This window comes from Microcoleus sp. PH2017_08_TRC_O_A (genome assembly GCF_020738665.1).
In the GTDB taxonomy this organism is placed as follows: domain Bacteria; phylum Cyanobacteriota; class Cyanobacteriia; order Cyanobacteriales; family Microcoleaceae; genus Microcoleus.
Genome location: NZ_JAEQCE010000009.1, coordinates 35,728 through 48,955, shown reverse-complemented (window position 1 = coordinate 48,955; position 13,228 = coordinate 35,728). Strand labels below are relative to the sequence as shown.

Annotated in this window: 10 protein-coding genes; 5 read left to right on the top strand and 5 right to left on the bottom strand. The window is 45.4% G+C overall.

What is annotated here, in order from left to right; translation table 11 throughout:
• The first annotated feature begins 205 nt into the window (after positions 1 to 205).
• The 3 genes from JGK22_RS04330 (at position 206) to JGK22_RS04320 (ending at position 6,561) form a co-directional block, all read left to right on the top strand.
• Complete coding sequence (locus JGK22_RS04330; RefSeq protein ID WP_293197160.1) at positions 206 to 1,915, top strand: hypothetical protein; 1,710 nt, start codon at positions 206 to 208, stop codon at positions 1,913 to 1,915.
• 115 nt (positions 1,916 to 2,030) lie between these two features.
• Positions 2,031 to 3,026 carry a pentapeptide repeat-containing protein gene (locus tag JGK22_RS04325; protein ID WP_293174353.1) on the top strand — a complete coding sequence of 332 codons (996 nt, stop codon included), beginning with the start codon at positions 2,031 to 2,033 and terminating at the stop codon, positions 3,024 to 3,026.
• Positions 3,027 to 3,213: 187 nt separating this feature from the next.
• The gene (locus JGK22_RS04320; RefSeq protein WP_293312403.1) at positions 3,214 to 6,561 is read left to right on the top strand and encodes a HEAT repeat domain-containing protein; all 3,348 of its coding nucleotides are present in this window, start codon (positions 3,214 to 3,216) and stop codon (positions 6,559 to 6,561) included.
• Positions 6,562 to 6,704: 143 nt separating this feature from the next.
• Here JGK22_RS04320 and JGK22_RS04315 read toward each other — a convergent pair whose 3' ends face one another.
• Positions 6,705 to 9,458, bottom strand: a complete 2,754-nt coding sequence (locus JGK22_RS04315; RefSeq protein WP_293197162.1) for a valine--tRNA ligase — start codon at positions 9,456 to 9,458, stop codon at positions 6,705 to 6,707.
• Between the two features lie 161 nt (positions 9,459 to 9,619).
• Here JGK22_RS04315 and JGK22_RS04310 point away from each other — a divergent pair, with 161 nt between their 5' ends.
• A complete protein-coding gene (locus tag JGK22_RS04310) occupies positions 9,620 to 9,955 on the top strand; it encodes a hypothetical protein (RefSeq protein WP_293189288.1) in 336 nt (111 codons plus the stop codon).
• Positions 9,948 to 10,178: a hypothetical protein gene (locus tag JGK22_RS04305; RefSeq protein WP_293174342.1), complete on the top strand. Its 231-nt coding sequence runs from the start codon at positions 9,948 to 9,950 to the stop codon at positions 10,176 to 10,178. The genes JGK22_RS04310 and JGK22_RS04305 overlap by 8 nt, the downstream gene beginning before the upstream one ends.
• An 83-nt stretch (positions 10,179 to 10,261) precedes the next feature.
• Here the strand turns inward: JGK22_RS04305 and JGK22_RS04300 are convergent, their stop codons facing one another.
• Genes JGK22_RS04300 through JGK22_RS04285 form a run of 4 tightly spaced genes read right to left on the bottom strand, consistent with a single transcriptional unit; the run spans position 10,262 to position 13,227 of the window.
• Positions 10,262 to 10,936 (bottom strand): ATP-binding cassette domain-containing protein, encoded by a 675-nt coding sequence (locus tag JGK22_RS04300; protein WP_293204685.1) that lies wholly within the window; start codon positions 10,934 to 10,936, stop codon positions 10,262 to 10,264.
• A 15-nt stretch (positions 10,937 to 10,951) separates the two neighbouring features.
• Positions 10,952 to 11,626, bottom strand: coding sequence for an amino acid ABC transporter permease (locus JGK22_RS04295; RefSeq protein ID WP_293204687.1), 675 nt, complete (start codon positions 11,624 to 11,626; stop codon positions 10,952 to 10,954).
• Positions 11,627 to 11,633: 7 nt separating this feature from the next.
• Complete coding sequence (locus JGK22_RS04290) at positions 11,634 to 12,509, bottom strand: transporter substrate-binding domain-containing protein (protein WP_293204689.1); 876 nt, start codon at positions 12,507 to 12,509, stop codon at positions 11,634 to 11,636.
• Positions 12,510 to 12,537: 28 nt separating this feature from the next.
• Positions 12,538 to 13,227: an iron-containing redox enzyme family protein gene (locus JGK22_RS04285; RefSeq protein WP_293204691.1), complete on the bottom strand. Its 690-nt coding sequence runs from the start codon at positions 13,225 to 13,227 to the stop codon at positions 12,538 to 12,540.
• Position 13,228 lies beyond the last annotated feature (1 nt).

Sequence of the window (13,228 nt, the reverse complement as noted above, 5' to 3'; positions counted from 1 at the left end):
AATGTGGTATGATTTTATTATTTATCGCTGACTCTTGACTCGCCCAAAAACGGGTACAAGTCCCCGACTTAAGTCGTGGAGATACTAAGATTTTACACTCCTGTTCGGGTTCCTTTGATTCAATGTGAGAGTAAATCTAAAATCTAAAATCTAAAATCTAAAATCTAAAATCGACTAATAGGGTATTTTTTGGGAGAGGAAAACTATGCAATCTTTATCTATTTTAGATGAAGTTGTTCGCGAATTTGAACAAGATCTCAATCTTTCGCGCATTAAAAAAATCATATTTTTTGCTTGTAAAGAAAGTTGGGAAAACGATCCGGCAAAACTCGCCAGCGCAGATGTAGGAAAGTTGATCGAAGAAATCTGTGCTAAATACAGCAGGTTAGAAGATATTGAAACAGTTTTAAACAATATCGTTGCCAAGGTTAACAAAAAAACCGAGTACGCCTTAGTCGCAGATAAAATCGTCTGCCAACTGAGCAGGCTTTACGAGTACCAAGATTTTACCAAATTAGAAACAAATATATCTAATTTTGGTGGTCACGAAGCACCTGCATTTGATGACCACTTCAATTCGCAACTGCCCGCAGGAGAGTCGCTAGAAAGAGACGCCGGAAATTTGTTTGATGTCCGACAAAAAATTGTACAGCAAACCAATCCGCTGAGAGCAAAAATCCTCATTTTTTCTACTCTTTATCACGACTTCACTTTTAGCGAGCGCGATTGGCTGCTGCTTAAAACCCAAGAACTTGACAAGCTGCTGCGACAACTATTTAATGTCTGTGGCAGCCTGGCAGAACTCGAATCTAATTTGTACGGAACTGCGGGCAAACTCGACAACACCGACGAATGCGACCAAGCAGCTAGCGTGATCATCAAAGCAATGAATCCTTGTTACGCAAAATTGCAACAGGAAGAACGCGATATAGCCGAAGATTCGGTTAGCGAAGATTCGTCTACCGAAGACTACGATCAGACGCATTTAAACAACAGTTTTTATGAAGATATTGTCCCGGTTGACAGGCGCAACGAATATTTTGAACCTGGGGATATTACTCAGATCATTCAAGCTGCTCCGGCTCACTATCATTATGACCCCCAGAAGAGTTACTTAGTGCCTGCTCCGGTAGAAAATATACAGTTTAAAGACTCAAAAACCAGCAGCAATAATGCCACTGCTGATGTCAGACAGGAATTGGTAGAAACAGACGAAGTTGCAGAAATGCCGACCATTGTCGAAAGTGTAGAACCAGCCGCTCCTGTTACTATCAATATTACCGATTCCATCAAACGCAAGTTGGGATTGGAAGAGGAAATGAAAGGCTTAGTCAGCCAAAGTGCTAACTTCACAACGGCGCAAATAGAACAAATATTCAGCGACTTAGAAGCTGCTATGAACGGAAAATTTTCTACAGAAAGTGCCGAGGAGCGTTTGTATTGGAAATATAAAAATCTCAGAAATTATGTAGCAAAAGTTCAGGGATTTACTGACAAATTAATGAAAATGCTGAGCGAAGTTGAGTCAAAAGAAAGCGGGGGTTCTCCTGCTGAAATCCAGGAGAATATTGCCGAAAATAGTTCAGCAACAGAGCCACAAAACTCTAGCCACAAACCAAATCAGTATCAGCTTGTGGAAATGGCAAAACAAGGCAAACCAAAGGCGATCGCCATTTTGATCAATCAATTGCTACAACCCAGGGGAATTACTGCCACAGCGGGATTTAAAGAGGGTTGGCTCCACGTCATTCTGGAGTCTGCCGAAGTCCCAAGCCAACAGGATACAGCTACATACATTTACAAAAAACTGGGTACTTTAAAATCACCATCTCTGACTCATGTAAAAATTCACGGGCGTCAGTTAGGCAACAAAACAGTCGATTGGACTCAAGAATTTGTGAATAAAACTAATTAAATTCCCAGATACAAATTTGGGGTTGCACAAACTTTCGTCCTTCTTTAAGAGACTATAACTACCATCAATCTCTAAATAGCAAGTAGAGTTTCTCAATAATTAACAACAAAACAACATGAATGCTAGCGAAATTTTAAGGCGATATACATCAGGAGAACTTGATTTTCAAGGTATGAATCTGAGAGGCGTTCATCTGAGCGGTGCAGATTTAATTGGCGTCAATTTAAGCAGTGCTGATCTCTGGGGTGCCAACTTAACGATGTCATACCTGAACAGAATTAACCTTCAGCGTGCAAATTTAACTAATGCCAAGTTTTCGGGTGCTAACTTAAATCAGGCAAACTTAAGCGGAGCAAATTTGTCTGATTCCGACTTCCACGGAGCTAGTTTGCAAGGTGTAGATTTTCGCAAAGCCAACATTTCTTTGGCAGTTTTTATCGATGCAAATTTGACTGATGCAGATATGCGAGGCGTCAATTTGCAAGGTGCAGATTTACGCGGTGCTTGCTTGCGTGGTGCGAATTTCCGGAAGGAACAGCGGATTTTTGAGGGTGTAAATTTACGGGGTGCAAATTTGCAAGGTGCAGATTTGCGGGGTGTCAATTTGCTGGGTGCAGATTTGACTAAAGCTAATCTCAGTCAAGCGAATTTGACTGAAGCATCTCTGCGGGAAGCAAATTTGACTCAGGCAAATTTGAACCAAGCTATTTTAGATGGCACATTTTTAACTGAAGCAACTTTGGTAGAAGCAAATTTTTCCTGGGCTGTGATGACAAATGCTAAGTTGGAAAGAGCTGTGTTAATTGATGCTGAATTGGCTGGTGCTAATTTGCGCGGTGCGTTTCTTCCTGATGCTAAGTTGAGTAATGCTAATTTGGTGATGGCTGATTTGAGTCGTGCTAATTTGGTACGGGCTGATTTGAGTCGTGCTAATTTTAATCAAGCGAATTTGAGTGAAGCTGATTTGACTGATGCTTATCTAGCTCGAACTGATGTGCGGGATGCTATTTTGCACCGTACAAGTTTGATTAGGGCTGATTTGAGCACGGCTAATTTAGCGGGCGCTCAATTCCGCGGCACGATTATGCCTAATGGAGAATTGCACGGTTAGGAATTGGTAGTTGTTAGGTACGTAGTTGCGCTTGGGCGCTCTTTATTTCTTTATATATGAAAGAGCACAGGAATTAGGTACGTAGTTGCGCTTCAGCGCTCTTTCTTTATATAAGCAAAGAGCGCTGAAGCGCAACTACATACCTGGAAATTCTATAATCAATCTATATTCTAAAATCTACAATCAAATGGCAAAACCAGTTGATTTTCCTAAATATCTGCAATCCCTAATTAAGTCCTATGAAAGCCAACCGGATCTCTACACGCTGACAGATTTACAGGTGGAGGTGCGGGTGGAAATTTCACCGGAAGATCGATCGCCCCAAACCCCAAAAAATCAACCAAAAACGAAAATAGTTCGCCTGGAAGTGCTCTCAGGAATCCGCAAATACCTGCGCGACGGAAATGTGCTGCTAGTGGGGAAGCCAGGTTCGGGAAAATCGACGGTATTGCAGCGTTTTCGGTGGGTATTGGCACTGGAAGCACTCAAGGATTGCGATCGCCCGATTCCGATATTAGTGCAGTTGAGGAGCGATCGCTCGATCGTACAAGCAATTTGTGCCGAATTTCGACAAGCAAAACTCAGGGTTAGCCCGGAAGAGGTGGATGATTTGCTGCTGGATGGCAAGTTGCTGCTGTTGCTGGATGGCGTGAATGAGATGCCATCCAAACAAAGGCGGGATGAATTCCAGCTATTCCGCGACGACAATTCCGATACGCCGATGATTTTGACGACGCGGGATTTGGCGCTGGGCGGATCTTTGGGAATTGAGAAAAAGTTAGAAATGTGCGCGCTGACGAAACCGCAGATGGAGGAGTTTGTGCACAAACATTTGCCGCAACATGGGGATTCACTGCTGCGACAATTGCGCGATCGCCTGCGAGAAATTGCAGAAACGCCGTTACTGTTATGGATGATGTGCGAGGTGTTTGAAAGTACCGGGGAAATTCCCCAAAGTAAGGGGGAATTGTTTCAGAAGTTCGATCGCCAGTATGACGAATTTAAGGGCGGTGCGTCGGTTTCGGATGATTTTCGGCGATTCAAATCGGAGCTTTTGCAGCAGTTGGCTTTTGTGATGTTGCAGGGCGATTCGCAGCAGCCTACGGAGGGTTTGGTGGCAATTTCTCGCGATCGGGCTGAGGGAATTTTGGAGTGCTGGTTGCATCATAGAGGGGTGCTAGATGCGCCAACGAAGGCGAAGGAATGGCTAGAGGATTTGCTGGAACATCATTTGTTACAGGTGGCGGCAAAGCCGGAGGAAATTGAGTTTCATCACCAATTATTTCAGGAGTATTATGCGGGGCGGGCGTTGCTGAAACTGTTGGTTGAGAAGCATGATGATGTCACGGATGATGAAAGGTTACAGCATTTCTATTTAAATTATTTTAAATGGACTGAGCCTCTTGCCTTCATGCTGTCGCTGTTGGGGGATGAGGTGCAGGCGGTGCGGGTGGTGCGGCTGGCTTTGGATGTGGATGTGATGTTGGGGGCGCGGCTGGCGGGGGAGGTGCAGCGGGAGTTTCAGAAGTGCACGGTTGGGTTGGTGGATGGGTTGGATGTGCCGGGGTGGTTGAAGGTTGCGCTTTTGGGGGAAGTGCGATCGGATGAGGCGATTCCGGGATTGCTTAAATTCGTTGAAGATTCAGACTCAGATGTGCGTAGGAGGGCGGTAGATGCGTTAGGTGCGATCGGTTCCGAGGTGGCGATTTCTGAATTGTTTAAACTCGTTCAAGATTCAGACTCTGAGGTGCGTAGTAGCGTAGCATATGCCTTTGGCGAAATAGGTTCCGAGGCAGCGATTTCTGAATTGTTTAAACTCGTTGAAGATTCAGACTCTGATGTGCGTTGGAGTGTGGCAGATGCCTTAGGCAAAATCGGTGACAAGGCAGGAATTGAGGGATTGCTTAAACTCATTGAAGATTCAGACTCGGATGTGCGTTGGAGTGGGGCCGAAGCTTTATGCAAAATCGGTGACAAGGCAGCTATTCCAGGATTGCTTAAACTCGTTGAACAATCAAACTATGCTATGCGTAGGATGGCGGCAGATGCCTTAGGCAAAATCGGTGACAAGGCAGCAATTGAGGGATTGCTTAAACTCCTTAAACATTCAGACTCTGATGTGCGTTGTAGTGTGGCAGAACCCTTAGGAAAAATCGGTAACAAGGCAGCAATCGAAGGATTGCTTAAACTCGTTCAACATTCAGAGTATTCTATGCGTAGGATAGCGACAAATGCCTTAGGCAACATCAATAACAAGGCAGCAATTGAGGGATTGCTTAAACTCCTTGAACATTCAGAATCTGATGTGCGATCGAGTGCGGCAGATGCCTTAGGTAACATCGGTGACAAGGCAGCAATTGAGGGATTGCTTAAACTCCTTGAAGATTCAGACTCTGATGTGCGTTGGAGTGTGGCAGATGCCTTAGGAAAAATTGGTGACAAGGCAGCAATTGAGGGATTGCTTAAACTCGTTGAAGATTCAGACTCTGATGTGCGATCGAGCGTAGCAGATGCCTTAGAAAAAATCGGTGACAAGGCAGCAATTGAGGGATTGCTTAAACTCCTTAAAGATTCAGACCCATATGTGCGATTGATGGCAGCCAGTGCCTTAGGAAAAATCGGTGACAAGGCAGCAATTGAGGGATTGCTTAAACTCCTTGAAGACTCAAACTATGCTGTGCGTGAGAAAGCAGCCAATGCCTTAGGAAAAATCGGTGACAAGGCAGGAATTGAAGGATTGCTTAAGCTCGTTAAAGATTCAAAATCTGCTGTGCGTTTTAGTGTGGCAAAAGCCTTAGGAAAAATTGGTAACAAGGCAGCAATTGAGGGATTACTTAAACTCGTTGAAGATTCAGACTTTTATCGTTGGAGCGCGGCAGATGCCTTAGGCAAAATCGCTAAGCAGCACACAGAGAAAATTGCCACTTATCTCCCCCACCTCCTCACCTTAATTCCCTCCAAATCAGGCAAAGAAGTTCACCACCTCATCCTCGCCATCCAAGCCGCCTGCAAATACTACAACTACCCGATTCGTCAGTTGTCCCTAACACCGCAGCCAGCCAAACCACCGCAGCCAAACGAGATCCTTGCTAAAATTGACGAAACCACCCAGCTAATCCACAAAACAACAAAAGAAATGTCTGATAAACCCACCCAGGACTTCTCCAATTCAACCTTCTACGCCCCTTTGAACTTCAGAGATAACCACGGCAATCAAGCCCAAAATATCACCATCGCCGCCCAACAATCCTCCCCTGAAGCCGCACTAAATGCAGTAGTGCAAATCATTCAGGCATTAGAAAAAAAGTATACCTACGTGCAAGACGAACAACAAGCACTCAATATTATTGATGCAGAATTTAAGGAAATCAAAGAGCAAAAACCGATCGAGTGGCAAAACCTAATCAGCCTCAAACGGCTTTACAATGGTGGCAAAAATGCAGCAGTGAAAGTTGGTGAACACTTCGCCGAATCAAACCCCTGGGGTAAAGGAATTGTTGCTTTCATTGAAGGCGTATCCGAAGACGTGAATTAGCCCTAGGAATTACGCACGGGAGCTCAGAAACCGGGTTTTTTACGAAGATACTTCGTTGTTATGCAGAGATTCGGTAAAAACCCGGTTTCTCACCCCACCCGCCACTACTGTCAACTGCCAACTGCCAACTGACTAATGACTCCTTAAAACAACTTTAGCCGATCGCGCAAAATCTCAGCTTGTTTTTCCGATTCCGCCAAAGCATCCCTCGCGCCCTGAACCACATCAGGAGTAGCCTTATCCACAAACTTCTGATTAGTCAAACGCGCCGCCGTATGCTTAATTTCAGCTTCCACCTTGGCCAGCTTCTTCTCCAACTTACCACGCAAAGCCGCTAAATCGACCACACCAGCCAGAGGAATCAAGACTTGGACAGTACCAACAACCCCAGCAATTGTCTGTCCCAAATCTGCGTCTAAATTAGCTGTCACCGTCAGATTTTCGACTTTCGCCAAATCCTGAATGTAAACGCCTCCATCCAAGAGAATTTGGCGTTCCTTTTCATTTTCGCTTTGCAAAATCGCCGTCACCTTCACACTCGGTTTGATATCAGAATCTGCCCGCAAATTGCGAATAGTGCGAATTGTCCCAAACAACAAATCAAACTGGTGTTCTAATTCTGGATCGATTAGCGATGTGTCAGGTTCAGGATAAGCTTGCAAAGCCAAACAATCACCATCACCCGTTTGAGTCAGAGTGTGCCAAATTTCCTCAGTAATGTGCGGCATAAAAGGATGCAGCAATTTCAGAATGCCTTCCAAAACAAAAGCAAAAGTTTGCTGTGCAACTTTCTTAGAATTTGGTTCAGCATCCTGCTGCAAGCGAGACTTGACTAACTCAATATACCAGTCGCAAAAATCGCCCCAAATAAATTCGTAAAGCCCCTTCGCTGCTTCTCCCAAACCGTAATTTTCTAAACAAGTGCGACTTTGTTGTACAACTTGATAATAGCGAGAAAGAATCCAGCGATCGCACAATTCCAACCCTTCTTCACTCCCCCCCTTAGCAAGGGGGGGCTGGGGGGGGTAAGGACTTCCCAACTGCTGTGGAGTTTGTCCTTCCAGATTCATCATCACAAACCGGGCGGCATTCCACAACTTATTCGTGAAATTCCGGGAAGTCTCGACTGATTTAGATTCATCAGTTTTGCGATCGTACTCCATGCGAATATTCTGCCCGGCCCCAATCACTTCCTTAACCAAAGTGTAGCGCAAAGCATCAGTCCCGTACTTCGCAATCAACAGCAGCGGGTCAATACCGTTGTTTTTACTCTTAGACATTTTGTGGCCGTTTTCATCCAACACCAAACCGTGAATGTAAACAGTCTCAAAAGGCATCTTTCCTGTAAAATGTCCTGCCATCATCGTCATTCTAGCAACCCAGAAAAAGATGATATCAAAACCAGTCACCAAAGTAGTTGTCGGATAGTAAAAATCCAAATCCTTAGTTTCATCCGGCCATCCCAGAGTTGAGAAAGGCCACAATCCCGACGAAAACCAAGTATCCAATACATCTGGATCTCTTGCTAGCTGGACATCTGTGCCAAACTTAGCCTCCGCTTTTTCCCTCGCCTCAGCTTCAGTTTTCGCCACCACAAACGGCGTTGTATCAGTAATCTCGCCGTGAGTTTCGCTAACAGCATACCAAGCCGGGATTTGGTGTCCCCACCACAATTGTCGGGAGATACACCAATCTTTTAGCTTCACCAACCAATCGCGATAAACCTTTGTCCATCTTTCAGGAACAAAGACAGGTGAATTATTTTGATCTAAGGCTTCCAAAGCGCGCTGAGACAGAGGATCGATTTTCACAAACCATTGAGTAGATAGCAACGGTTCGACAGGAACTTTGCCGCGTTCGCTGTAGGGAACTGTATGTTTGTAATCTTCAATTTTTACCAAAACTCCGTCTGTTTCTAACCGCTTTATCACATTCTTGCGGGCAACAAATCGGTCTTGTCCCTGGAACTCTCCGGCATTTTCATTTAAAGTGCCGTCTTTATTCATGATATTGATAAACGGCAAATTGTGGCGCTTACCCATCTCGAAGTCATTCGGATCGTGGGCGGGAGTCACTTTCACGCAACCTGTTCCGAAAGTCGCGTCAACTAATTCATCGGCAAAAATTGGAATTTCGCGATTTATAATTGGCAAAGTGACAGTTTTACCGATAAGATGCTTATAGCGATCGTCCTCTGGATTCACAGCAACGCCAGTATCGCCCAACATCGTCTCCGGCCGAGTCGTCGCCACCTCCAAATAACCCGAACCATCCGTCAAAGGATAGCGGAAATGCCACAAATGCCCCTCAACTTCCTGCTGGTCAACCTCCAAATCAGACACAGCAGACTGACTCGCCGGACACCAATTCACCAAGTAATTGCCGCGATAAATCAGCCCCTCATCGTAGAGGCGGACAAAAGCTTCTAAAACCGCAGCGGATAAGCCTTCATCCATCGTAAAGCGTTCCCGCGACCAATCGACAGACACGCCCAAACTGCGTAATTGATTAGTAATAGTATTGCCAGACTCAGCTTTCCATTCCCAAGCCCGTTCTAGGAATTTTTCTCGACCTAAATCGTGGCGAGTTTTGCCTTGTGCTTTGAGTTGTTTTTCGAGAATAGTTTGAACTGCGATACTAGCATGATCGGTTCCCGGCAACCACAGGGTATTGCGTCCAGTCATGCGGTGATAGCGGACGAGGACATCAATTAGGGTTTCTTCAAAGGCGTGTCCCATGTGGAGGCTGCCGGTCACGTTGGGCGGCGGAATGACGACGCAGTAGGGTTCGCCGCCGCCTTCTGGGTCAGCTTTGAAGGTTTGGTTGTCTTCCCAGTATTTTTGCCATTTGGTTTCGGTGGCTTTGGGGTCGTATTGGGGTGGTAGGTTTCCGGTCATGGTGGCTTGAAGGTTTGATCTTATTTATGATTGTGCCATAGAAGGGAGGAGAAGAGTTTTGAACCGCATCCGCGTCAGAGGCAGAGAGAGGGAAGAGCGATATTCAAGGCGGGGCGGGTTTACGTTAAAATTAAGGTAAAATCAACAGGTTTGATGACATTATGAATGTAGCAGCACTTCGACATCAAATCGATCGATGGCTCGATCGACTCTCTCCAGAAAATCTGGCATTAGTTGCGAGTTTTATAGAGTTTCTCAGCCAAAAGCAACGTCAGGGGATAATCATTTCGCAAAATAATCTGCCAGAGGTTTTCTCAGCAGAAATCCAAGAGATGCCGACTGCTAATTCTTTTAGTATTCCAGAACCCTCAGAAATTGACGGAGAGGGTCAATCTAAAGCAGCGCTTCTACAAGATTTTCGGCAAGCTTGGCACGAAGCCATGAGTGGGCAAACCATTTCGGTTGCTCAAATGTGGGAAGGAATTGAGAATGACTGACTTGCCGTTAATTCAAGTTATAGTTTCGCGAACCTTCAACCGCAATTTACGCACTCTTTCAAAAAAATACCGCAGCATTCGCAATGATATTCAACCCGTTATCGAACAACTCACACAGGGAGAACTGCCAGGAGATCGAATTGCTGGAGTGGGTTATGCAGTCTTCAAGTTGAGAGTCCGAAATAGCGACACTCAAATATTTTCCGAGTTCAAAGATGCTTGAATAATGTAGTCTTTAATTTCTGCCTCCATCTCAAAAATTTCTGTCATTATGCTTTGACTCAATTCGCTTTCTCCAACTAATCCCTAATTATATTTCTCTTTGATCCAGATGCGATCGCCAAAACGCAGAACATAAGACCAGATCGCAGAAGGTAGCTCGGAATGCGTCACCCAAATGACAGATGTACCTGCTTCAATAATTTTTTCAACAATGCCTACAACTTTATAAGCTGTTTCAGGATCTAAATTTGCTGTAATTTCATCGAGTAGCAGGAGTTGAGGAGAGTGTACCAGCGCACGGGCAAATGCTGCCCGTTGCCGTTGTCCTCCTGATAGTTGATTGGGGTACTCATTCGCTTTATCTTCAATCCCAAGCTGAGCTAACTGATGCTTGGCAGCTTCATCTGCTAGCTTTTTACGTTTACCGTTACGCAACCAAAGGGGTAGTGCTACGTTTTCTAGAACAGTCATGTGCGACCAGAGGTATAGTTGTTGAAAAACCATGCCAATTTCTAGCCGACTGTTTGTCCGATCGAGATGACCGGGTTTGGAAACAACTCTGCCATTAAAAATAATTCGACCTCGATCGATCGATTCTAGCAACGCAATGCAGCGCAACAGGGTAGTTTTCCCGCAGCCACTTTTGCCTTGAATCAGCATACTCTCACCTTTTTCTAGCGAGAAGCTGACATTCTCTAGAATATTGGCATTATTAAACCGTTTGCCCAGATTTTCGATGCTTAGGAATGAACTTTGCATTGTAGGATTGAGAGCTTATATTGTCTCCGTGCCACCCAGTTCTTTGACTTGCTGTACCCGTCTTAGTAAGAGGTTGAGAGGAACAACGGTAGCAATGAACATCGCGGCAACTGTTGAATAAATTTCGATCGGGCGGTAGGTTTGAGCAATGATTGAATTGGCTGTATGAAGGATTTCTGGCACAGCAATTACTGATGCCAGGGTAGAGAATTTGTAGGTGGTGATGTACTGTCCCATGAGGGGCAGCCAGGATTTGCGAAAAACTTGAGGAATCAGGATGTAGCGAATCGTTTCTAAGCGAGTCATACCCGTGCAGTAGGCAACCTCGATTTCTCCAGGGGGGATGGAGTTAATCCCACCCCGGATGATATCTGCAACAAAGGCAGCGAGGCTCAAACCTAGCCCCAACACGGCACAGCTTTGCCCGTCAAGGATGAAGCCGGGGATGATTAGGGGCAGGCTGTAGTAAAGCCAAACGAGTAAAACTATAGCGGGGAGTGCTAGGAACACTTCGATGAAGAATTTGGCGCACCCAGAAATGAACCGGGAGGATGTGAGAGAAAGCACCCCTACTAACACACCGAGTAGCGTTCCAAGAGCAATACTACCAAGACTAATCCCGATCGTGGTTAGTAAGGCAAAGCATAGGGGTAAAAGGTTATTCCAGATGATGGAAAAGTTCCAGTTCATTGATGAATTACGATTTAGTAAATTCCCAGACTTTTTTAATGTGGAGCCAGTTTGCGCCTGCTTTTTGTTCCCACTCCCGCAGGCGACCTTGGTAATCTAAAGATTCTAGGCTGCTGTTGAGGAAGTTCAACATTTCGGTGTCGCCCTTACGCACTGCCCAGGAGACAGGAGTGAGGTTATAGGGGGCTTTGGCAAAAAGGTCTTTGACTTGGGGGTTGGCTTTGGCAAACTGGGAGGTAACATAGGCATCACCGAGGGCAATATTGGCGCGACCTGCCACAACAGCTTGGAAGGCAAGGGATTGGTCGCCACCAGAGAAGCGGGTGATTTTGGCTTTCTTGAAGTTGGCTTTGGCATATTCGTCGCCAGCTTCGCCTTGGGTGACAGCAACGGTGACTCCGGGTTGGTCGATGCTTTCCAGGGTTGTGAAGCGGGTTTCGTCGGCTTTAGTGATGGCGCTGTTGCCTGCGTAGAAGAGGGGATTGGTGAAGTAGACGGATAAGGCTCTGGGGACGGTGACGAAGGTGGGGACGATCGAAACATCAAACCGACGGGAGTCCAGCCCGGTAGCAAAGCCTGACCAATCGGTTTCGATGAATTCGGGAGTCCAGTTGTTGAGCCGCGCAATTTCTTTGATTGTATCTACTAAATGCCCGCCCAATTCTCCAGTGGTTTGGTTTTTGGTGATGGTTGGCGGAAAGACGAGATAGGCGACTTTGATTTTGCTACTGGCTGCGATTTGCCCCAAGGTTGACGTGCTGGTGGTATTTGGACTGGTTTGTTGTGCAGAATTTTTTGTGCATGAAGCCAAGCTGACCAAGAAGACTATTGCTAGTGAAATGGCGATTGGAAACCAGCGATTTTTAAGTGTTTTAATGCCCATTGCGTTCCTCCAAAAAAAATCAAAAGTTTTAAACACAGCAATCGGTTGTTTGTTCTTGTAAGTGCGCTATTAATCCACGCCACATTTCAGTTTGTGTCTGAAAAACAAATTCTTTCGCCCGATTGAAGGCACTTTCTCCACCTTCCTGTTCTCGAAGCCAAGAAACAACGTCTTCAAACATTCCAAAGTGTTCCGCTGCTGCGTGAACCTGAAAGAAACGTAGCCCTAGCTGTGAGACATCTGCTTTTTTCATGACTCGAAGCAGAAGTTGATAGTCCGGTACATCAAAAATTTCGTAAATTGCGATGGCAGATAAAGCTTCTGCCAGTGGAGCTTTTCTACAGAATGTTTCCCAGGCAAAGTTGAAGTGGCGGGCAAATTCAGGTTCCTGCAAAGAATTTTCTGGTCGAGCATCAACGCAAGATAAGAAATCTCGATACAACTGATTGTGGCTTAGTCCGTTTTTACCACCCAGTTCTTCATACAGATTTCTGGCTAATCCTGCCCATAGGAATTCATTCGTACAGCAACGTTCACCGACAATAAAGTTGAGGCGGCAAAAATCGTAGCGAACAAAGTAAAAGGCTTCAGCAAATCGTTTCAATCCGTCTACCTTGCTGGATAACTTACTAAGGTCAGCTTCTACTGCTAGCTTATCGAGAATAGAGTCTTCTTCATAGACCATGATTTCAACTAGGGGATGAGATATTATTTTCATA

Bases quoted from the DNA above. Each gene is read 5' to 3' on its own strand.
- JGK22_RS04330 (WP_293197160.1), top strand. From the start codon at position 206: ATGCAATCTTTATCTATTTTAGATGAAGTTGTTCGCGAATTTGAACAA.
- JGK22_RS04325 (WP_293174353.1), top strand. From the start codon at position 2,031: ATGAATGCTAGCGAAATTTTAAGGCGATATACATCAGGAGAACTTGAT.
- JGK22_RS04320 (WP_293312403.1), top strand. From the start codon at position 3,214: ATGGCAAAACCAGTTGATTTTCCTAAATATCTGCAATCCCTAATTAAG.
- JGK22_RS04315 (WP_293197162.1), bottom strand. From the start codon at position 9,458: ATGACCGGAAACCTACCACCCCAATACGACCCCAAAGCCACCGAAACC.
- JGK22_RS04310 (WP_293189288.1), top strand. From the start codon at position 9,620: ATGAATGTAGCAGCACTTCGACATCAAATCGATCGATGGCTCGATCGA.
- JGK22_RS04305 (WP_293174342.1), top strand. From the start codon at position 9,948: ATGACTGACTTGCCGTTAATTCAAGTTATAGTTTCGCGAACCTTCAAC.
- JGK22_RS04300 (WP_293204685.1), bottom strand. From the start codon at position 10,936: ATGCAAAGTTCATTCCTAAGCATCGAAAATCTGGGCAAACGGTTTAAT.
- JGK22_RS04295 (WP_293204687.1), bottom strand. From the start codon at position 11,626: ATGAACTGGAACTTTTCCATCATCTGGAATAACCTTTTACCCCTATGC.
- JGK22_RS04290 (WP_293204689.1), bottom strand. From the start codon at position 12,509: ATGGGCATTAAAACACTTAAAAATCGCTGGTTTCCAATCGCCATTTCA.
- JGK22_RS04285 (WP_293204691.1), bottom strand. From the start codon at position 13,227: ATGAAAATAATATCTCATCCCCTAGTTGAAATCATGGTCTATGAAGAA.